24 protein-coding genes are annotated in these 21,527 nt (G+C 38.2%); 6 read left to right on the top strand and 18 right to left on the bottom strand.

What is annotated here, in order from left to right; genetic code table 11:
- The 4 genes from yhbY to rsfS are packed head-to-tail and all read left to right on the top strand — an operon-like array spanning position 1 to position 1,900.
- Positions 1-309 carry a ribosome assembly RNA-binding protein YhbY gene (gene yhbY / locus DL92_RS0102310; protein WP_026654870.1) on the top strand — a complete coding sequence of 103 codons (309 nt, stop codon included), beginning with the start codon at positions 1-3 and terminating at the stop codon, positions 307-309.
- 28 nt (positions 310-337) lie between these two features.
- Entirely contained in the window at positions 338-946 is a 609-nt protein-coding gene (gene nadD / locus DL92_RS0102305; protein WP_026666778.1) for a nicotinate-nucleotide adenylyltransferase, read from the top strand.
- Entirely contained in the window at positions 943-1,524 is a 582-nt protein-coding gene (gene yqeK, locus DL92_RS0102300; protein ID WP_026654872.1) for a bis(5'-nucleosyl)-tetraphosphatase (symmetrical) YqeK, read from the top strand. Before nadD ends, yqeK begins: the two co-directional genes overlap by 4 nt.
- A gap of 13 nt (positions 1,525-1,537) precedes the next feature.
- Positions 1,538-1,900, top strand: coding sequence for a ribosome silencing factor (rsfS, locus tag DL92_RS0102295; RefSeq protein ID WP_175531788.1), 363 nt, complete (start codon positions 1,538-1,540; stop codon positions 1,898-1,900).
- A gap of 85 nt (positions 1,901-1,985) precedes the next feature.
- On the opposite strand, the gene lexA is transcribed toward rsfS, so the two are convergent.
- Positions 1,986-2,606, bottom strand: coding sequence for a transcriptional repressor LexA (lexA, locus tag DL92_RS0102290; RefSeq protein ID WP_026654874.1), 621 nt, complete (start codon positions 2,604-2,606; stop codon positions 1,986-1,988).
- 170 nt (positions 2,607-2,776) lie between these two features.
- On the opposite strand from lexA, the gene DL92_RS20005 reads away from it, so the two are divergent.
- Positions 2,777-3,196 carry a LysM peptidoglycan-binding domain-containing protein gene (locus DL92_RS20005; protein ID WP_051198970.1) on the top strand — a complete coding sequence of 140 codons (420 nt, stop codon included), beginning with the start codon at positions 2,777-2,779 and terminating at the stop codon, positions 3,194-3,196.
- Positions 3,197-3,354: 158 nt separating this feature from the next.
- Complete coding sequence (locus tag DL92_RS20000; protein ID WP_051625205.1) at positions 3,355-4,590, top strand: D-alanyl-D-alanine carboxypeptidase family protein; 1,236 nt, start codon at positions 3,355-3,357, stop codon at positions 4,588-4,590.
- Between the two features lie 80 nt (positions 4,591-4,670).
- Here DL92_RS20000 and DL92_RS0102275 read toward each other — a convergent pair whose 3' ends face one another.
- The 17 genes from DL92_RS0102275 to mreD form a co-directional block, all read right to left on the bottom strand.
- Positions 4,671-5,687: a tyrosine-type recombinase/integrase gene (locus DL92_RS0102275; RefSeq protein ID WP_026666777.1), complete on the bottom strand. Its 1,017-nt coding sequence runs from the start codon at positions 5,685-5,687 to the stop codon at positions 4,671-4,673.
- A gap of 204 nt (positions 5,688-5,891) precedes the next feature.
- Complete coding sequence (locus DL92_RS19995; protein ID WP_026666776.1) at positions 5,892-6,674, bottom strand: CPBP family intramembrane glutamic endopeptidase; 783 nt, start codon at positions 6,672-6,674, stop codon at positions 5,892-5,894.
- 212 nt (positions 6,675-6,886) lie between these two features.
- Entirely contained in the window at positions 6,887-7,660 is a 774-nt protein-coding gene (locus DL92_RS18005) for a PHP domain-containing protein (RefSeq protein WP_034468342.1), read from the bottom strand.
- 22 nt (positions 7,661-7,682) lie between these two features.
- Positions 7,683-8,732 carry a M42 family metallopeptidase gene (locus DL92_RS0102260; RefSeq protein WP_026666775.1) on the bottom strand — a complete coding sequence of 350 codons (1,050 nt, stop codon included), beginning with the start codon at positions 8,730-8,732 and terminating at the stop codon, positions 7,683-7,685.
- Between the two features lie 151 nt (positions 8,733-8,883).
- Entirely contained in the window at positions 8,884-9,213 is a 330-nt protein-coding gene (locus DL92_RS0102255; protein ID WP_026654879.1) for a hypothetical protein, read from the bottom strand.
- 166 nt (positions 9,214-9,379) lie between these two features.
- Positions 9,380-10,015 carry a cytidylate kinase-like family protein gene (locus DL92_RS0102250; RefSeq protein ID WP_026654880.1) on the bottom strand — a complete coding sequence of 212 codons (636 nt, stop codon included), beginning with the start codon at positions 10,013-10,015 and terminating at the stop codon, positions 9,380-9,382.
- 50 nt (positions 10,016-10,065) lie between these two features.
- Positions 10,066-10,992, bottom strand: coding sequence for an RluA family pseudouridine synthase (locus tag DL92_RS0102245; protein ID WP_026666774.1), 927 nt, complete (start codon positions 10,990-10,992; stop codon positions 10,066-10,068).
- A 12-nt stretch (positions 10,993-11,004) separates the two neighbouring features.
- On the bottom strand, positions 11,005-11,547 hold the full coding sequence (gene lspA, locus DL92_RS0102240) for a signal peptidase II (protein WP_026666773.1): 543 nt from the start codon (positions 11,545-11,547) through the stop codon (positions 11,005-11,007).
- Positions 11,548-11,571: 24 nt separating this feature from the next.
- Positions 11,572-12,678, bottom strand: coding sequence for a 3-dehydroquinate synthase (aroB, locus tag DL92_RS0102235; protein WP_026666772.1), 1,107 nt, complete (start codon positions 12,676-12,678; stop codon positions 11,572-11,574).
- Between the two features lie 60 nt (positions 12,679-12,738).
- On the bottom strand, positions 12,739-13,266 hold the full coding sequence (locus DL92_RS0102230; protein WP_026654882.1) for a cell division protein SepF: 528 nt from the start codon (positions 13,264-13,266) through the stop codon (positions 12,739-12,741).
- Between the two features lie 117 nt (positions 13,267-13,383).
- Positions 13,384-14,946, bottom strand: a complete 1,563-nt coding sequence (locus tag DL92_RS18000) for a biotin/lipoyl attachment domain-containing protein (RefSeq protein WP_242827151.1) — start codon at positions 14,944-14,946, stop codon at positions 13,384-13,386.
- A gap of 47 nt (positions 14,947-14,993) precedes the next feature.
- Entirely contained in the window at positions 14,994-15,413 is a 420-nt protein-coding gene (locus tag DL92_RS0102220) for a hypothetical protein (RefSeq protein WP_026666771.1), read from the bottom strand.
- Between the two features lie 72 nt (positions 15,414-15,485).
- Positions 15,486-16,451, bottom strand: a complete 966-nt coding sequence (locus tag DL92_RS0102215; RefSeq protein WP_026666770.1) for a D-alanyl-D-alanine carboxypeptidase family protein — start codon at positions 16,449-16,451, stop codon at positions 15,486-15,488.
- A complete protein-coding gene (mgsA, locus tag DL92_RS0102210) occupies positions 16,435-16,830 on the bottom strand; it encodes a methylglyoxal synthase (protein WP_026654885.1) in 396 nt (131 codons plus the stop codon). Before mgsA ends, DL92_RS0102215 begins: the two co-directional genes overlap by 17 nt.
- Before the next feature lie 18 nt (positions 16,831-16,848).
- Positions 16,849-17,976, bottom strand: coding sequence for an FtsW/RodA/SpoVE family cell cycle protein (locus tag DL92_RS0102205; RefSeq protein ID WP_242845825.1), 1,128 nt, complete (start codon positions 17,974-17,976; stop codon positions 16,849-16,851).
- Positions 17,977-17,992: 16 nt separating this feature from the next.
- Positions 17,993-21,004, bottom strand: coding sequence for a penicillin-binding transpeptidase domain-containing protein (locus tag DL92_RS0102200; protein WP_026666769.1), 3,012 nt, complete (start codon positions 21,002-21,004; stop codon positions 17,993-17,995).
- On the bottom strand, positions 20,997-21,521 hold the full coding sequence (gene mreD, locus DL92_RS0102195; protein WP_051625204.1) for a rod shape-determining protein MreD: 525 nt from the start codon (positions 21,519-21,521) through the stop codon (positions 20,997-20,999). Before mreD ends, DL92_RS0102200 begins: the two co-directional genes overlap by 8 nt.
- Positions 21,522-21,527: the final 6 nt, after the last annotated feature.

Raw genomic sequence — 21,527 nt, 5'->3', positions numbered from 1 at the left:
TTGACAAGTAAACAAAGAGCATATTTAAAGAGCCTTGCGGCTGACCTTGATCCTGTTTTTCAGATAGGGAAGTCAACCGTGACTCCCGAAATAATAGATGCTATTGCTGAAACATTCAATACACACGAGCTTGTAAAGATTACAGTTTTGAAGAACTGCATGGATGACGTGTCAAATGTTGCGATAATGGTTTCAGAAAGAACACGTTCGGATCTTGTACAGGTTATCGGAAGAAAATTTGTTTTATACAAGCCTTTCAAGGATGAACCAAAGATTGTTTTACCTAGAACCAAGAAGGCTATAAATTGATATTTTTTATCATTACGGAGGCACTCTTATGGCTGGCAGAAAAATCGGTATTCTTATTGGAAATTTTGATCCCATTCACTACGGACATCTTCTTTTGGGAGAAGCCGCAAGGGAGCAATATGGTTTGGACAGAGTAATTTTTATTCCCGAAAAACTTGCTCATCTTATGAAGGGCAATAATTTATCATCAGGCGATATCAGATATAACATGGTCAAGATGGCAATAAAAGACAATCCGTATTTTACATGTTCAAGAATTGAGATTGATAAGCCCAAAGGAACCTATACATACGATGTGATCAAGGGCTTAAAGGGAATGTATCCCGGCGATGAATTGTATCTGATACTTGGCGGAGACGCCGTCGTCGATATAGAGACCTGGTATAATTCAAAAGAGCTTTTGCAGTCATGCACCATTTTAGCTGCCGTAAGAGATAATCATGATGTGGCTGCACTTGATAATGTGAGAAGAAAGCTGCTTAAACAGTACGATGTTGATATTCAGCTACTTACTTTTAACAGAGTGGACATTTCGTCTCAGGAGATCAGAAAAAGAGTGCGAACGGGCAGAAGCATTAAATATATGGTTCCAAAAGAGTGTATAGAGTTTATTTGTTTAAAAGGATTATATAAATGAAGACCTTGGAAATTACTCAGAAGCTTAGAAAAGAACTCGAAAAGGAATTAAAGCCCGACAGATACGATCACACATTGGGAGTTGCCTATACAAGCGCATCTCTTGCGATGGTACACGGTGCAAATGTTGATAAAGCACTTATAGCAGGCTTCTTGCACGATTGCGCCAAATGCTTGTCTCACGATGAACAGCTTAGTATATGTGAAAAAAACAATATAGAAGTCACCGATGTAGAAAGAAGAAACCATTCACTTCTTCATGCAAAGGCAGGAATCTATATAGCAAGCACCAAATATGAAGTTCGCGATCCCGAGATATTAAATGCAATAAGATATCACACAACAGGAAGGGAAAATATGTCTCTTCTTGAAAAAATCGTATATATCGCGGATTTCATAGAGCCGAACAGAAAGCCTTTAGATGATATGAATATAATCAGAAAAGAAGCTTTTGAAGACTTAGACAAGTGTCTTGCGCATATATTGCATAATTCGATTATTTATTTAAGGACCATAGGTAAAGAGTGCGATGATACCACCATGAAAGCTTATGAGTTCTATAAGAAATACTATAATTAAGAACGAGGTGAATATGTCAGATATTGAGAACTCAAAGAAAATGGCTTTGATGGCGATGGAAGCATTGGAAGACAGAAAAGGAATTGATGTTCACGCCATTGATATAAGCGAAATTTCTACACTTGCAGATTACTTTATCATTGCAAACGGAACCAACTCCAGTCAGGTTCAGGCAATGGCAGACAGCGTTCAGGATGCTCTCGGAAGAGCCGGATTCCTCACAAAGAACGTTGAGGGCTATGAATCAGCCAATTGGATTCTTCTTGATTTCGGCGATATTATTGTTCATGTTTTTGACAGCGAGAACAGAGTATTTTACGATCTTGAGAGAATATGGCGCGATGGAAAGCCGATAGAGAAAGACAGTCTTAACTGATCATTCTAATTTAACAGCGAAATAAAACGGTCGGACTGATTCTGATATGAATCAATCCGACCGTTATCTATATACTTTTCTTGTTTTATCTGTAAAATCTCATTACACCGAATACTTTTCCAAGAATCTTGCAATCATCAACGATTATAGGATCCATAGTATCGTTTTCAGGCTGAAGTCTGATGCGATTGTTCTCTTTATAAAAAGTCTTAACGGTAGCGGAATCATCAATAAGAGCTACAACCTGGTCGCCGTTCTTGGCAGTATTGCAGACCTCAACAAAGATCTGATCTCCATTATATATTCCGGCGTTGATCATTGAATCGCCTTTTACATTCAGTATAAATGCATCAGAGCCCTTAGGGCACATTGAAGCTGGAATCGGAATGTAAGAATCGATATTTTCTTCCGCAAGGATAGGAGTACCTGCAGCAACCTGGCCTACGACAGGAATACTGACAATTTCCGTCCTTATCATATTGAAACTGTCATCACAGATAGTGATAGCACGCGGCTTGGTGGGGTCGCGCTTTATATATCCCTTTTTCTCCAGATTACCGAGATGTGTGAAAACAGAAGATGTTGATTTAAGATTGACCGCAGCGCAAATATCGCGAACTGACGGAGGAAAGCCTTTTGTTAATGTCTCTTCCTTGATATAATCGAGGATCTTTTCCTGAATTGGTGTAAGTTTGCTTTTGTCCATAATAACCTCCTAATCTAATCCAAGTATATCATAGAGAAATTCAAAACACAAATATTTGTTCGCGAAAATATGTTCTGATTTTTCTTGACAAACGAATGTTTGTTCGATATCATGATAGCAGAACGGTTGTTCGCAAATATTTGTTCGTATTATACTGAGAGGTGAAAATTATGAGCGAAGCAATGAGGATAGCAGCAAGTTTATACAATGATCCGAGATATTTCAGTAAGAGTGAGATCAGAATCAGGAATAATAAGATACGACGTAAGAATATTGTCAGAAGGCAGTTTGTTATGCTTATGGCTGTCGTATCTGCATTGATTTTCATCATAATGTTTAATTTGTCAACTTTTAATTCAGATGCGCAGTCAGATACATATACACCCGAATATAAATATTATAAGTCAATAACCGTCAATTACGGTGACAGCCTTTGGACAATAGCCGGAGACATGTATTCATCCGAGCACTACAATGATATGAATGATTATATTGATGAAGTTTGCAATATTAACAATCTTGCGGATGCATCGGAATTAATTGCCGGAGATTCATTGATAGTTCCGTATTATTCAACAGAATTTAAGTAAAATTTACCAAATTTACAGAAAAATCGTCCATAAAATTCAAGTTTTATCTGCATGTAAGTTTTTTTTGCATTATTTTGTAGCTTTTTCCACTTGAACAAATAGATAAAAAAATGATAACATTTAGTTGTTGTATTTTTTTATAGGGTGGATTTAGTAATTTGAGAAATAGCAGAAAAAGAAGACGTTCTTTAGGGAGAAGAACTTACAGAAAAAGAAACGGTCAAAGACTGTCCGTTAGAGAATATAAATTAAGAAGAAGAAAAGAAATACTTGTACATACAGCTTCACTGGCAGCCGGAGTTGCAATACTCGTAACAGTTTTTGTATTTATCATGAGCAAGGTCCATATAACCTTACCAAAGGACGGACCGTTTGATACTTTCACCGAGCAAGGGGACGATGATGAGGCATCACATGATATTGTTGATACAGAAATAAAAGAAGTCGAGTTAAATCCTTTCTTGGAAAAATCCGAGGATGCACGTGCCTTCTTTAAGGGCTATAAAGTTGATTATATGGAGACTAATGTTGCCCATCTAAACAGCAATAACAAAGATAAAGAAGACTATGTAGACAGTTCGTATGCCGTTCTTCTTGATCTTGATACAGGAAAAGTAATTGCCGGAAGAGGCGCCAAGACAAGAATGTTCCCGGCATCGATGACCAAGATATTAACTATTTTGGTTGCTGCCGAACACATAAAAAGTCTTGATGACGAGTATGAAATAAATGAAGGCATAGTACAATATGTCTTAGAAAACGACTGTAGTAACGTTGGTCTTGAAGCCGGTGACAAACAGACCGTTCGCGATCTTATGTACGGTACGATTCTTAAATCCGGTGCTGATGCAGCGATTGGACTTGCCGAATATGTTGCAGGATCTCAAGAGGCTTTCGTAGAGCTTATGAACCAGAAAGTTGCAGAGCTCGGCCTTTCAAGTTCGGCACATTTCACTAACTGTGTCGGTATTTTTGATGAAGACCTCTATTGTACACCTTTAGATATAGCAATTATTCTTAAGGCTGCTGAAGAGAACAAGCTTTGTAATGAAGTTCTACACACAAAAACGTATACTACTTCGCCTACAAAAGCTGCTCCGAACGGAATAAGCATTAGTAACTTGTTTATCAGAAGAATAGAAGATAAAGATACCTTGGGTACTGTACTTGGTGCAAAGACCGGATATGTACACCAGGCCGGATCATGTGCGGCCAGTTATGAAGTGTCTGCGCAGGGAAAACACTATATTTGTGTTACTGCGAAAGCATATAGTTCATGGAGATGCATATATGATCATGTAGCTATTTACACTACTTTTGTAGACAAAACTCCCGAAGAAATCGCCAACGAAAACAAAGATAATATTGAATCAAGTAATGAAGCATTAAAATAAATAAAACAAAACTGCTTGGGGAAAATTTCTCAAGCAGTTTTTCTTACATAACTTCATACTTTAAAACAAATATATAAATATCATCGCAATCCCTGTAGCAATGAACGTGATTCCTTCATGGCTGTATCAGAGGCTTTTGCATATATATTTGTCGTCTGAATGCTCTTATGGTTCATTTTTTTCTTGAGAAGCAGAATATCATTGTCACTTGCAGCATAAAAGCTCATCGCAAAGCTGGATCTTAATTTGTGCGGAGATATAATCCTTGCTTTTTCCGGCAGGCACACAGAAACATATTTCTTTACAAGAATCTCAACCGCTCGCACTCCCAGTCTGTTGCCGGAAGTAGTAGTGAAAGCTGGAAATTTAAGATTCTTGGAGGTCAATCCAAATTTGGCCTTCTGTGAAGTAAAGTAAATCTCCAGATAATCGCGACATTCATCGGAATAGTAGATTACCTGCGTATCGCCGCCTTTTCTTGTAACAACAACACTGCATTCTTCAAGATTAAAGTCAATAATATCCGTATCAAGCATCTCGGAAACACGAAGGCCGGTATCCAGAAGTAATATGAACATGGCCGAATCTCTGTCAGCATAGATATAATGGACCTTTGCGACAGAATCATGAAGATTCGTCCCGTGCCTTACAGTATCAAGAAGAACGCGTTGTTCGTTGTTTGTTAAATAAATAACATCCTTGTTTGGAATTTTTATTGTCTTCGTAGCTGCAATCGGATTACGGGACATTTTGCCCGTAGCTACAAAGAAGCCATACATACTGGATAATGAAGCACGTTTTCTTTTTACGGTTGATTCCTTGTGATTTCCGGAAAGCGTTGTCAGGAATCTGTTTATATCAAGAATTTCTATGTTGGCCACGTCATCTATTGACAGATCCTTAATGTTTTTATCACAATGCTTTGGAAGGAAACTTACAATAAATTCAAGATAGACCTTTATGTCACGACAATATTCGAGTTTGGTCGCATAATTTTCGACACGCCCGAAGTTGTATATGAAATCAGAAACAAACTCAGGCATTTCACTTAAAAGCTCATTGATTTTATCAGAGTATTGTTTTTTGTTATCAGGCATATTATATTTCCCCCAAAAAAGGACTTTTATTCGCATAAAAATAGATATATAGGCATAGAATACCCATATATCTATTATAACACGTTACATGTTTTTCGTAAAACTAGAATTTTGCGAAAAAGTATATTTACATCCCTATTATGGGAAGATCTTTAGTAAAATCTTTGAATAATCTTATATATGCTTGCAATAACTGTTTGTAAGTTAGCTATCCTTTTCTCTTTTATTGAGAACTACTAACAATACTATGAATGCAATCAATCCGAAGATACAGTCGGGAATTGCATCTTTTATTCCTTGCATTATTGTTGAATCTACTGCAGGAATACCAATTCCTTCCGCCTGACTTACAAAGCATGACCAAATACTGGCTAAGTAATCATAGAGTCCGTGCAAGACCACAACCAGCCAAAAATTGTCTGTAATATAATAAATACATGCAAAAAGGACTCCACCTGCAGTCGCATATACAACCTGAGAAGTAATCCATACTACAAGATTTGGATAGAAAATAAGATTAAGAAAATGAGTAAGTCCAAAAGGAATCGCAGATAAAATAACCGCCAAAATTATTCTCCCCTTGCTTTCGCCCAAGCAATTTCTTAATGTATTAAAGAGTACACCTCTATAGATAGCCTCTTCAAATACACCTACTGACATCATAAGCAGAAACATGAATATTGCATTTGGAAGTCCCTCTTTGAAACCAATATCAGTGGGAATCCTCATAGCTAATAAATTATGTATGCAGCAAGCTACTCCAACCAAGCCTATAACACTAAAAAGTCCCTTAAAAAAACCTTTAATTTTAAATTCCACTCCATATATATTTGCCATAAAAACAACGCTGACAGTACCAATAACATAACGAGCAATCATTCCCGGTAGTGCAAAATTTCCCTCACCTAAAAGCGTCAATCCTACTGTCGATATTAAAAACATAATGATAAAAAGCACCAATCCCGGTGCAAATTTTCTTTTTTCCATTTTTTCTCTCTCTTTCATCAAAAACACTATTAAATATTTCAGCTGCCGTACTATTATAGACATAGTATAAAAAAACAAAGCTTCTGTACACATACCATTGGTATAAAAAACAAGCAAAAAGTCGCCCTAACCGTACAATTAGGACGACTTTTTTAGCTTTTCTTGACCTTATAGAAAAGAAAATTATGGAATATATTTATTCATTTACAGAATTAATGCCAGATAACTTCAAGCGTCGGACCCTGCGTAGGAACTGTAAAATCTTTATTTCCTGAAACTTCCTTAAATTCACGATTAACAGATATATCTCGCATAAATACAGGAATTCCCTCGTTGTTCATAAAAGCATTGATATATTCGCTTATAGATTTTATCTTATGATCAAAGCACATGCCACCCATATCTGGTTGACCGGGATTATGAATATCGGAACCTGCAGACATTCTGAACCCCTTCTGGACGGCATACTGATAACCGAGTGAATTTTGATAATCAAGATTGCAAGCGTTGTATGCCTCGACACCGTCACAAACAGACGGTGTAAGATTTATCTCGCTGAGATACCCTCTTTCCCTGTATGGATGAGCCTGAATCATGATTCCGCCGTAGTCATGAACAGATTTATAAACTTCATATCTGTCTTTTTCAAGAATGTCGGGATTGTCAAGAAGCCACTTTTTATCAACTCCGTAAAGAAGAAATTCGTCTCCGTGAAAATTATATTCTATACCGAACATAACGGTAAGATCCGAGCCGGTTTTCTGAGCCTCTTCCAGAGCGTGCTCATAGCCGCTGCAGTACATCTCTACCCTCTTCTCCCAGGGCAGATCTTTCGGGACACAGCTGTTACCGTTAAAAAAATGGTCTGTAATAATTATTCCGCTGTAACCAAGTTCAGACATGTATTTTATAAACTCGCGGGCCTCTGTTCCGGAACATGCGCTCGCTTCCTTGGTGTGCATGTGAGTTTCATAAATGTACTTCATAATGTTGTCTTTTTGTGCTCCTTTAGTCAGTCGTATATGCTATCAAAAGGCGAAGGGTGTTTTCTGCGCCATCTTTATGACTTCTCTCATACCCGTGAGAAGCATAAACACCGGCACCTATAAGTCCATGCCTAAGATCGTTGCCGGCACGAAGCGAAGCCTCTGCATCACTTCCGTAGAACGGATAAACGTCAACGGCATAATCTATGTCATTATCTTTTGCAATCTCAATAAGAGCTCTTACAATATTGTAGTTGTAAGGCCCGCCACTGTCTTTTGCGCAAATTGAAACCTGTTTTTCGCTACAATCAAGGTTTTCACCGACGCATCCCATATCAACTGATATCACCTCTGTACAGCCTTTTGGAACACTTCCGCATCCTCCGTGGCCAACTTCTTCAAAAACCGTTATATGGGCATATATCGCTCTTTCAGGGGTGATATTATTATCTTTTAGATATTTTGCATAAGCAAATAAAATTCCGACGCTAAGCTTATCATCCAGGAATCTGGATTTGATATATCCGCTCTTTGTCACTCTGAAATTCGGATCAAAACATACTATATCACCGATAGAGATACCAAGCTTCTTTACATCGTCTGCATCTTTTACATCTTCATCAAGAACAACTTCGCAGCTGTCCCAGTCTCTTTTTTGCTCGTTATATTTCCCGTTTACATGAATTGATGCATCATTTAACTGGAAAGTACCTTCGTATTCACCGTTAAACTTGGTTATGACCTTTACGTTTTCAGTCTCGGCATTGTTTGGATTCATGCCGCCAAGATTGGTAAGCTCCAGTCTTCCGTTTGACTTGATCCTTGAGACCATTCCGCCAAGCGTATCTACATGAGCTTCGAGAAGGAGTCCGTTATCTTTATCTTTGCCGCCAAACTCAACAATAATACCGCCTTTAACCGTGTAGTAAGCGTTAAAACCAAGCGCTTCAAACTCTTTTTTTACAAAAGAAGCTGCTTCTTCGGTATAACCTGTGGGAGAATCGATGTTTACGATTTCTTCAGTTTTCTTTACAAGATAATCGACATATTTTTTTTCAAATTTTCTCTTCATATTTACTTCGCTCCTCAACAAAACATTCTACTCTTGGAAAATGCAATATTCCAGCAAAAAAGGATAAAATCTTTATTTAAAAAAATTGAATCCCCCGATAATGCAGAAAAAAGCCTGTATCCATAAGATACAGACCTATTGATAAAATTTATTACAGCAAAGATTTTACAGCATTATCCATTGCAGATTTAACCTTTGTATTCATGTCATCGGAAATCTGCACATGAAGCATATTTATAACCCTGTTATCTATAGAATAGCCCAGTCTTGATGCATGCTCGCTCAGATCGTCGGTATGAGTATTCTCATAGCTTGAACGAAGATTAGCGCTCAAGAGTTTCATTGATGTCATTGACTCATATACTTCGGCAAAATCAGCCCCGAATTTCTTCTTATCTTCTTCGCTCAAAGAAGAGATTGCAGTCTGATTAAGATATTTGTTTGTAATACTGTCAACCGATGCCATAAAATTAAAATCCATAAATGAAATATCTCCCTGGAATTATTCAGATACAAATTATATATCGGAAGACACGAATTTTAGTTAAGTCATTTTACAAAAAAATCAAAATATACCATATTTTGTTTAATAACGTAAAAAGAGCAAAACAGACTTAAAATCTGCCTTGCTCGTGATTTCCCGGCTATCAGCCATTCTTTGCGGCTTCGTAGTCTTCAATATACTGAATTATCAGCTTTACAGTGCCCTCAATTCCAAGAATGCTTGAATTGATGCAAAGATCGTAGCTGTCTGCTCTTCCCCATTTCTTGGAAGAATAATAGTTGTAATAACTCTGGCGCTGTTTATCTTTCTTTATCATCATCTCACGTGCTTTTTCGTTTGATGTGATATCGGAAAATCTCTCACGGATTCTCTTGATCTTACATTCTTCATCACCGTAAATAAAGAGATTAAGAACATTCGGAAGGTCACTCAACGCATAGTCTGCGCATCTTCCGACGATGATACATGGTTCTTCCTTCGCAATCTTCTTGATCGTATCAAACTGTGCAAGGAAAACCTTGTGACTGATCGGCATATCTACAAAGCTTGAAGAATTATATCCAAAAGAATATGTATCCATTACAAGATTATACAAAAAAGAATTTGTAGGCCTCTCATCGTGATTCTGGATCATTTCCTCGCAGAATCCGCTTTCCTTAGCGGCTCTTGATAAAAGTTCCTTGTCATAACATTTTATTCCAAAATGATCGGCCACCATCTCTCCGATTTCTCTTCCGCCCGATCCAAACTGTCTACCGATAGTAATTATCGTATTCATACAGATCACCCCTTTTTATAAAAAAGCTTTACTCTCATTTATATCTTACCTTATTTGAGAATATCAAGCAAATGCTGAAAATATGCAGGTAAAGGGGCATCTGTCTCGATATATTCAGAACTTTTCGGATGAACAAAAGAAAGAGTTTTTGCATGAAGACACTGACCTTCCGTCTTAAATTTGCTCTTTCTTCCGGAAGCATAGACCTCATCTCCCAAAAGAGGATGCCCGATATGCGCCATATGAACCCTAATCTGGTGCGTTCTTCCTGTTTTTAACTTACACTCTATATAAGTCATATTATCCTGCTCAAAACGCTTTAAAACGCGATAATGTGTAAACGCATCTTTTCCGCCTTTTGAAACGACAGCCATTTTCTTTCTGTCAGAAGGACTTCTTCCAATCGGCGCATCAATATCGCCTTCATCTTCTTTGATTATTCCATAGCAGATGGCATGATAAATGCGGTCTATGGAATGCTCCTTAAGTTGAGCCGCTATATCCCTGTGAGAGGCGTCATTTTTGCAGATAATAACAGAACCTGTCGTATCTTTGTCAATCCTGTGCACGATTCCGGGTCTTAAAACGCCATTTATACCCGACAGATTCTTGCAATGAAACATAACGGCATTTACGAGCGTATCGGAATAATGGCCGGGAGCCGGATGCACCACCATGTTTTTGGGCTTATTTACAACAAGCACATCTTCATCCTCATAAATGATATCAAGAGGGATATCCTGCGGTACAATCTCGGGAACTTTAAGCGGCGGAATCTCCATCTTTATCACATCATTCTCAGATACAACATAACTTGCCTTTACATTCTTATCATTGCAAAAAACCTTTTTATCATCGATAAGTTTTTTTATATAAGAACGCGAAAAAGAATCGATAAGTTCACTTATAAGCTTATCGATTCTGTATCCTTCATATTCATCGGTAACTACACATTCAAAGAGATTAGTTTCATCCATTCTCAAAATACCTTATTTGAACTCCTTGAATTTCTTCTGCTGCTTGAAGCTCAAAAATTCAAAATCGTTATCCTTGTAGTAAAAAAGAAGAAGTACCGCAAAGATAAATGTTGCAACCGTAACATAAATATCGGCCACATTAAAAATAGGAAAATTGATGATAACAAAATAAATGAAATCAATAACATAATCATTATGTATTCTGTCGATCATGTTTCCTGCGGCACCGCTTGCAACAAGTGCCAGAACAATATGCAAAATATTATATTTCTTGTCATCGGGCATTCTGAAAAGAACGTAAGCGATAACCACAAGCATAATTGCGGCAATAAGTACGAAAAAAACCTTCTGATTCTGAAGCATTCCAAACGCAGCTCCGCTGTTTTTCAAAAAATTAAGCTCAAGAACCCCGTTGATTATCTTGATCGCGGGCTTATCCTGAAGATGTACAAATGCAAGGTGCTTTGTGAGCTGATCGAAAAATATCAGCAAGACAATAAGTACAAGATCGGAAAGTAAAAAAAGTTTTTTCTTTTTAGATAAATTTGTGTTCATAATAAATCCTCGTAAAACCTCTATTTATTCATTGGCCTTTTTTGACCAATCAATTTCTTCGAGAGCGGCTCTCATCTCATCATCCGTAACCGTAGTATCGATAACGGCTCTGCCTATCTTCTTGATAAGGATAAACTTGATCTTATCAGCATCCGCTTTCTTGTCGGATTTTGCAAGTTTTATAACCTCATCCGCGTCAATACTCTCAAGAGAAATAGGAAGATTAAACGGAACAAGCATATCTCTTACTTCGTAATATTCTTCCATCGAAAGAAGTCCCTTCTTCCAAGAGATAAATGCTGCCGCAACAGAACCGAGCGAAATACACTCTCCGTGCATAAGCTCAAAGTTTTTGTACTTCTCAATTGCATGTCCGAGTGTATGACCAAAGTTAAGAAGTACTCTTTCACCCTTCTCTGTGGGATCCTTCTCAACAACAGCTTTCTTCACAAGACAGCTTCTGTATACCATCTCCAAAAGAGTATCAATATCCCTGTCATCAATCTCATACATATTGTCAATGAGCCAGGTGTAGAATTCGCTGTCCTTAATGATTCCATGCTTCATAACCTCGGCAAAACCTGAAGCAAACTGTCTTTCGTCAAGTGTCTTAAGAGTTGATATATTCATATAAACAAGTTTCGGCATATAAAATGCTCCGACCATGTTCTTATATCCCTTGTAATCAACGCCTGTCTTTCCGCCGATACTGCTGTCCGACTGAGCCAGAAGCGTCGTAGGAATCTGGATAAAAGCAATCCCTCTTAAATAAGTTGCAGCCGTAAAACCTGACATATCGCCTACAACTCCGCCGCCGAGAGCAACGATAAGATCATGCCTGTCAAACCGGTTCAAAATAAGCTGTTCATATATCTTATTTATCTCATCGAGGTTCTTATTTGCCTCTCCTGCGGGTATTACACACTTTATAACAGTTTTTGCAACTTTATTTAGTATATCACATACTTCACTTGAGTAAAGCCCATCCACATTAGAATCTGTGATAAGGCAGATTTTTCTGTTCTCAAAACCGATTTTCTTTACTTCGTCAGCAAGGTCAGAAAAGTCTTTGCTATATACGATGTCATAGCAAGGTTTCTCCTGATAGCATACGTTTAATGTCTTTTCCATAACATTCTCCTCAAAAAAAGACTGTTGACCTTATTATCTGTGTCAACAGCCTCGATCTTTTTAATCTATCTGCTGTGGTCCTTCTGTAATTCCACCACCGAATGTCCCGCTCAAAATACTCTGGAAATCACCTGAAATATCTACAGATGCAGGTGTAATAATAAATATATATCTGGAAATTTTCTGAAGATTACCTGATATTGCAAATGTCGAACCCGAAGTAAAATCAATGATTCGCTGTGCGATATCAACATCAAGGCCTTCCAGATTAAGCACAACAGTCCTGTTAGCCAAAAGTGTTTCCGTTATCTCCCTTGCATCCTCGACAGATGTAGGTTTAATCACGCAAACCTCCATGCCTGCCGCAGATAAAGCCTTCCTTGATCTGGTAGGAACAACTTTGGGAGTTGTCTTCTTCTTTTCCTCGGAAAGATCTATTGCAGGAACATCCTTTCCAATAGGAGTCGTATTGCTAAATATATCGTTTTTGGAACTGCTATCATAGTAGACATCATCAGAATCGTAATATCCGCTTTCATCATCTCCCGTAAGCTGTATTGCTTTTAAAAACTTATCCATTACGCTCATTATCTATATGCTCCTCATAATAATAATCCCAACAAAAATCTACTTTAATATTATCGTAGATTTGTACCGTATGTCAAATCGCTGTTGAGACAAACGGGCTCTTTGCTCGGGTTTTGGTCAAGGATTTGCGGTCGAACCGCCATCTGCCGATTCATCAATTGTCGCTTGAGAATCTTCTGAATTCAGTGAATCACCTGAAGATGCGCTCTCCGCCTCATCCGCCGATCCTTGTGAAGCCGAAGTTTCTTCACTATCCTGTGAATCTTGCGGTTCGTCTTTGGATCTGAGATTTTTATCATATGATTCGGCATCCAGAATAATATAGTCATAAACTCTAAGGCCGTATCTGGTTTTAGACTTAACTATAGAGTATTCCTCGTTATTGTAAAGGACTTCAATCTGCTTGAAGTCGGCATAGCCTTTATTATAATTATATACGCCTTTAAGCGTACCCGTTTTGCCTACTGTAAATGTCGCGTTCGAATCCGGCTTTATAAGCACATCTCCGGCTCTTAGCGAATCCGTATCTATATAGCAGTCGGAATCATCCTCATTATAAATTGATATATTGACCGATTCAACAGTCTTATTTCCCTGCTCATCATATTTATCCCTAAGAACGCTCGTCGTTTCATCATTGTTCTCAGAAATAAAATCCTGCGGAACGGTAAAAAAGCTCTTTTCTACAATTGCGGAATTAGGTATCTTAAGACCGTTATTGCTGTCTGTCATAATCTCCACACTTAAGAATCTGTCCCTGCAGAAAGTGATCATGGAATTGGTAAAAGACAACATGAAAAATTTATCACCGTTTCCGTTGGTAAACGAAGACACCTTTGCCGAGGAAATATCCTGATTCTTGATAAATTTAACATCAACATACTGATGACTTTCAAGTTCCTTGGCCTGCTCTTCATCTTTTACATTTATTATAATGGACCAGTCTTCACTGTCGCAGATCTTATAAACCGGATCACCCTTTTTTACAAGTGAATTATTTATAAGCTGATGCTTTTCATATTTTGACTGATCAAAATTTTCAAGAGTAATACTATCGGGAGTAAGATTTTCATAGCCGTCGGTTGAATAAATTACTATGCCCGGATCCTGTGCACTGACTCTGGCAATGGAATTATTCAGATTAAGAGATTGAATGTCGTTAAGAAGACTACTGTTTGAGAGCTTCTGCACTGTGCCGTCAAGTCCGCTCTTAAAATCATAAACAGTATAAAAATTTTTCTCATCAAAAGATGAAGTGAACGACATGATCTGAGAACGAAGTTCCGACATGCTCTCATCATTCAGCTCCACTTCTTCCGACCCCTGTGATTTTAAATATTCAATAAGTTTTCCCGATTCATCTATAGTATAAACAAGATCTCCGACCGCTGCCCTGGTACCTTCGGATGCAATATAATACACATAGCCTGCGCGGTCAGCAGGAACGATCTTTTCGCTTCTGATAGCGATGGCTTCATAAATATTATTGGTCGAAAGAGATCCGTCCATAACCTGATAAGGAATAACGCGGTCTTTTCCAAGGTAAATGACAACACTGATGATTATATATATTGCCACGGCAACAAAGAAAACCACTCCGATATTTAGATTATTTATGTTTTTGGGATACTTTGTAATTTTTCGGCTATTCTGGCCGGCCATATTATTAACCTTCTTCATACATTGAGCCGCGGTGATCCGCGGCTCAAATATCTCATACTTAAAATTTAAAGTGAAATAACAACCTTTGATTTTACGCTTTCGGGGAGTTCTGACTCATCCATTGAAAGACTGAGAACAAAATCAATATTAAACTTTTCGCCAAGCTTTTCGAGCTTGTCGATAGTTCCGGAAATATCTTTTCCTTCAAGACAGGATATTTTCAAAAAACTGTCAAAATACATTTGCTGGAGATCATGGTCCTGAGAAATAATACCACTGACGAAACCAATGAATTCATCGGAATTTTCTATCATAAACTCCGAGACGACTATCAGACGAATCTTATTGTTAAGTTCATACATGTGCTTGGTACTCTTATCAAGAAAGGCTACGGAACCGAGAACATTTTTTACCTCGGTGTTCACCTTGTCCAATAAGCATTTGGTCTTACCTTTTCCTTTTTTCCCAACAATTAACTGAACCATCGGCATACCCTCCCGCAAGTAAGTATTTTATCGATATATTAATTATAGGATATTAGGTGCTAAAAGACAACATCATTTAACGATTTCATTAAGCATATTAGTCATGTCTGAATACAATGTATCACCGTCTGTATCGCGCATAATTACTGCGATGTACGGATTACCGCTTCCATCTTTCGCAAGCAGGATAAGGCAATGTCCGGCAGCATTTGTGGTACCGGTTTTACCACCGATAACAGTGACTCCGCTCGGTGCTGCCACATCTCCTCTAAGATACCCGTTTGTATTATCAATTGTCCTTGATTGGCCTTCACCGTTTTCATCGGTCCACTTTACATCATAAGAATTCATGCTGATTATCTCTGAAAACTTATCATATTTCATAGCGGCACTGAAGATCAGATACATATCATATGCGGTAACAAGGTGATCTTCAACATTAAGACCGTTTGGATTCTTGAAATTAGACTGAGTCGCACCAAGTTTTAAGGCTTCGGCATTCATCATATCGGCAAAAGCCTCAATGGAGCCCGCAAGATTAGTCGCAATAAGATTTGCCACGTCATTTGCGGAATAAATAAGAAGCGCACAAAGTGCTTCGTTCAGCGTCATCGAGCAGCCTTCCTTAAGTCCGAGTGCCTGAGCTCCGCTCTCATTTGCATATACGGATGAATCCGCAACAAGCACCTTATCGAGCTGATCTCCATAATATTTAAGCGCAATATAAGCAGTCATGACTTTCGTCAGACTGGCGGGTTTAAGTCTTTCATGTACGTTCTTTGCATAAAGTGTTCTTCTTCTGTTAATGTCAAACAGACCGGCACTTACTTTGTCATTGACCTGCATGTCCTGGCTGGAAATATCCTCTACGTCGGCAATACACTTATCTGCCGCAAAAGGCTCACATCTGTTACTTGTTGTTGATTTATCAATCGAATACTTTGCTTCGTACGGAATTGAAGAACATCCGCTCATAAAAACGGATGACAACATCAACACTATAGCAAAAAAAGAACAAGGCTTACTTATACATTTCACGCCACTCAAGATCTCCTCTATCCAAAGATTTAATAAGCAGTTCAGCTGAAGCAAGATTAGTTGCAACCGGGATGTTATGCATATCGCAAAGTGTCATGACATTACTGATGTCAGGCTCATGTGATTTAACGGTAAGCGGATCTCTCAAAAATATAACAAGATCGATCTCGTTATGTTCGATAGCCGCTCCAAGTTGCTGTGCACCACCCAAGTGTCCCGCAAGATACTTGTGAATGCTGAGATTTGTAACTTCTTCTATAAGTCTGCCCGTTGTACCCGTGGCGAAAAGATCGTTTTTACTTAATATACCCCTATAAGCTATACAAAAATTCTGCATAAGCTTCTTTTTTGCATCATGTGCAATAAGCGCAATATTCATTTCTATCTATAACCCTCCCTAGATATACTTGTTGCTTTGCAATCTGACATTAAGGACGATACCCATGCCTGCATACATACTTAAAATTGCAGATGTTCCTGCGCTGATAAACGGAAGCGGAAGTCCCGTATTTGGGAAAAGACCTGTAACAACGGATATATTGATGAATCCCTGAAATCCGACCCAAGCTCCCATTCCTGCAGCAAGAAGTTGTCCTGCTTTGTCTTTTGCCCTAAAGGAGATCATAAAACATCTGACCGAAATTATTAAGATCAGAATGATAACCGCGCATCCCCCAATGAAGCCAAATTCCTCTCCTATTACCGCAAAAACAAAGTCTGACTGAGGTTCTGAAATAAATCCCGCATTAAGTACGGTGACATCATCTGTGTTATATCCTTTTCCGCGGATTCCACCCGAACCGATTGCCATAAGCGAATGTAATGTCTGATAAGCCTTGTCAGTTGTAAAATCTTCGGGATGCAACCATGCAAGTATTCGTTCACCCTGATAAACTTTTAAAACCTTACCAAAAACAATACCCCAGCCGTTTACAGCATCACCGATAACAAATAAAACAAGCGGAACTGCCACGGTTAGCGCAATTGCAACCAGTCTCCAGTCCATTCCGGCAACAAACAACATGCACGCAAAAGTAACAAATATCATGATGCATGTCGAAAGATCGGGCTGCCCTATAATAAGCAAAATAGGAGCCCCCAACAAAGCAAAACAAACAAAGATAAAGCGTATATCTTTAACTTTATCTTTATATTTCATAATAAACTGCGCAAAAAATAAAATCAATATTATTTTGGCCGCTTCACAAGGCTGAAATCTGAAGCCAAGATTCAACCACCTTCTTGCACCGTTAATCGTCGTTCCCATAGGAGTAAAAATGAGTGCCAAAAGGACAAGATTTGCAATGTAAAAGAGCCAATTAAATTTTAGCAAAAAAGTATAGTCCACAAGCGACAAAAATATCATTAGCAAAAAACTTATTATCGATCCGCCGATTACCATTGTCTTCAATGTGGGAAAAGAGGAAGTGACGGCAAGAATACCAAAGATATTTGTTATTAAGATCATTGCCACAAGGAAAAAATCATATTCAGTTATCTTATATTTTTTCAGCATTTCACGCATTTAATTTCTCCAAACTTTAGTCCTCGCGTCCGCCTCCGACAAGAGATTCTCCTCCACCGAGAATTTCATCAAGTGTCTTATATTCAAAATAGTATTCAAGAACCTTTTCAGTGATCTGAGCCGCATAACTTGATGTATATCCGTTTGCAACTCTGGTAGCAACCGCAATTTTAGGCTGCTCGTTCTTATCACTGTACGGTGCATAACAGACAAACAGCGAATGGTTGGGATTCCATCCTTCTTCCGCCGTTCCGGTCTTACCCGCAACAGGGCATCCTTTATTTGAAAGCTCGCTGTAATAAGGCTTATCCATAACTACTTCTCTCATTCCATGATGAATGAAATCCCAGTAAGCCTGCGGCATATTTATCTGATTTCTGACCTTTGCACTGTTATCTTTCATTTTGCCGTAAGAATCAAGCGCAATCTTATCTACCAATGTAAGATCAAAACATTTTCCGCGGTTTGCAACAGTTGTAATATATCTTGCAAGACCAACAGTTGAATAGTTATTTGTATCCTGTCCGATAGCGCCACGGACAGCATCCTCTGAGGCAACTTCTGGTTCCGCTTCGGCAATCTCTATTCCGGATTTATCTGTAAGGCCATATTCTCCCGCATATTTAGCAAGCTTGGCGCAACCAAGATCACTGTCATATTTATTGCCACTTGTTCCCAATCTATAACCGACTTCATAGAAAAAGCAGTTACAAGAATTTCTGATACCACCTACAACATTAAGTGAACCGTGTCCGCCTGCTTTCCAACATTTTGCGGGATGCTGAGGATCCGATTTACTGAAAATTCCGCTACAGCCAATGGTTGAAGTTGTAGTTATAACATTTTCCATTAGTCCCGCGGTAGCGGTTACCATCTTAAATGTAGATCCGGGCGCTGTCTTTTCAAGAGTGGCATGATTGTACATAGGTTTAGCATTTGATTTATCCATCAATAGACTGGTAAGATAATCGGGATCACCTTCACTAAGACGATTGTTGTCATATCCCGGGTATGATACAAGTGCCAGAATATCACCTGTCTGTACATCTGTAATTACCATGGAACCGGTACAAGGATACAAGCCAAGCTGTGCAGGAGTTATATCCAGTTTTTCCAACCTGTTACGTAAAAATACATAAGGCGAAATTCCACCATTATTCCAAACTGTAAGTTCATCAGGATCAATATTGTCTGCTTTTATGATTCCCTGCTCCAAGAGTACATTACATACCTGTCTCGGAGATATGGTATCTGAATAAAGCATATGCTTATATATATAAGTATCAAATACATGATCATTATTAAGTCCGTACTGCTTTGTGGCACCCTTACCTTCTTTTCCCTCGACAATATAATTGACGATCTCACTGTAAGTTTCATCCGAATCGGAATAAAGATTTTCAATATCAAGCTTAGATGCATCAACCCATTCGTTTATTATCGCCCTGTCAATATACTGGGAAAGAGAAACGTTTCCCGCTTTCCATTCCTTATTCATCTTAACGAAATCTTCGTCATCCTTATCAGCTGAAATTACAGGATAGTTTTTATCCTTTAAGATGTTCAGAATATGATCCATATATTCCTGATACTCTTCCGGAAGCTGATTTTTAGGAGTTTTCTTATTCAGAAGTTCATCCTTTATCGCAGCGATCGTTTCTTTTTTCTTGGGAACAAATGCTGCATACAAAGCCTTTTCGTTTTCCTGCGCGTCAGCGTTTTTAAATTTAGAAATATCTATAATATCATTCACAAAAAGATTTATATATGCGTCATATATGGGAAGCCACATCTGATTTGCACTGGGCTTCTCATCAAAAACGGGTCCGCGTTTTGAATCTTTAAGCTTATCAAGGAGAATGGTTGCAAGATTTTTTTCAAGAATCTTGTAGCATCCCTTGGTAAGTTCTTTATCGATGGTAAGATACACGTCATGGCCTGCGACAGGCTCAACACTGTCACTTACTTCAAGAATATGTCCTGTTTTATCTACGTGAATTGTATCTTTTCCTTTTATTCCCTGAAGTTCACTTTCAAGCGACTTTTCAATACCGGATTTTCCGACAATATCATTCAGATCATATTTTTGTTCTTCATCATCGTCAGAACCGTTTTTGGCAAATAAGCCTTTTTTATCCTCTTCTGCTTCGTCGCCTGCACCGTTATTAAATTCATCAAGCTCTGTGACTGATATTTTTCCAGTATATCCAAGAATCGGTGAAAAGCAGAAGAAATCATCATCATACATTCTTACATAGCTGCTTGTAATATCAACACCCTCAAGTTGATCTTTACTCTCCAAAATTGCAGCGGCGGTTTCTTCCGAAACCTTCGAAGCAATAGTGGTAGCAAGATAATTCTGAAAGCCCTGTTTAGCCATTCTATATCTGATAACCAGTATCTTAAATCCCATTTCGGGTGAATAGCCCTTCATGGCCTCAAATGTTTCTCTGCTTATATTTTGAGGATCCGTATAATCTCCGATACTGTAGCTATAGCAAAGATCCTCAACCACCTGTTTGGCTGTCTTTACTTTTTCTTCAGTTTTAAGCTCTTTTACGGAAGTTCTTCCGTAAGCATCTCTGAGAAACTTTAGAATATCCGATTCATTTTCCGACTTAAAAATGTATTTTCCCGAAACGTCCCTCACGATATCAAAATCAAAATCTATTTCATCGTTATTGGCTTCGATAATCTCAATTGTTTTCAAGAGAGTTTCATTGATCTTACGGTTCTTTTCCTTCAGTTTCATATCGGGATATACATCTTCAATTGTTACAGAATCCGCACGCTCATCATGAGCAAGAAGATTTTTGTTTCTGTCATAGATGCATCCGCGAGGCGCAGGAATATACTTATCCTTGATTGTTTCGTTGGTTGCCGTTTCTTTGTAATAATCTCCCATCATTATCTGCAAATAAAATAAACGAGCAAGCAAAACACATGCAAATGCAACAATTACCCCTGCAAGCATTACAGATCTTGAAGTTATGAACTTTATAAATTTCTCTTTAATCTCGTCAAACAAATTTTTTCTCGCTCCTTTGTTCCTTCTCAAGGATCCATTCATGTATCTTCAAGATAACCGGATAATAGAAAATCGCAACAAGCGCAGTATAGACAACTCCGGGTATTATCGTGTTCATCATATAATAACCGATATCAAATCGCTTTCTGAACAAGAGTAGCAAAACATAACAAACAAAATTGTAGATAAAATCAGAAACAGATATTATCGTGATGGGGATTGCAATATTCTGAGAATAAAAGACCTCGTTCAGTTTTCCCACAAGGAACCCGAGATACATATAGATAAGTGCATAAAAACCGAGGTGACCAAAAAATATATCAATCAATAAACCACCAAAAAAACCTGTCATAAGTCCCGTTTTTTCTCCTCGTAAAAAGGCAACAGAGGTCACAAAAACAAGCATAAGATCCGGAGTAACACCTCCGAAATCCAATACTCTGTTAAAAACTGAAGTCTGCACTGCAAACGTCAATATCGTCAATAAAAAATTTACTAATAATCTTCTTATACTCATCTGTTT

This window comes from Butyrivibrio sp. AE2005 (assembly GCF_000686965.1).
GTDB classification, from domain to species: domain Bacteria; phylum Bacillota; class Clostridia; order Lachnospirales; family Lachnospiraceae; genus Butyrivibrio; species Butyrivibrio hungatei_A.
Note: the sequence above shows the minus strand (reverse complement) of the source record. Positions and strands in the feature narration are given on the sequence as shown.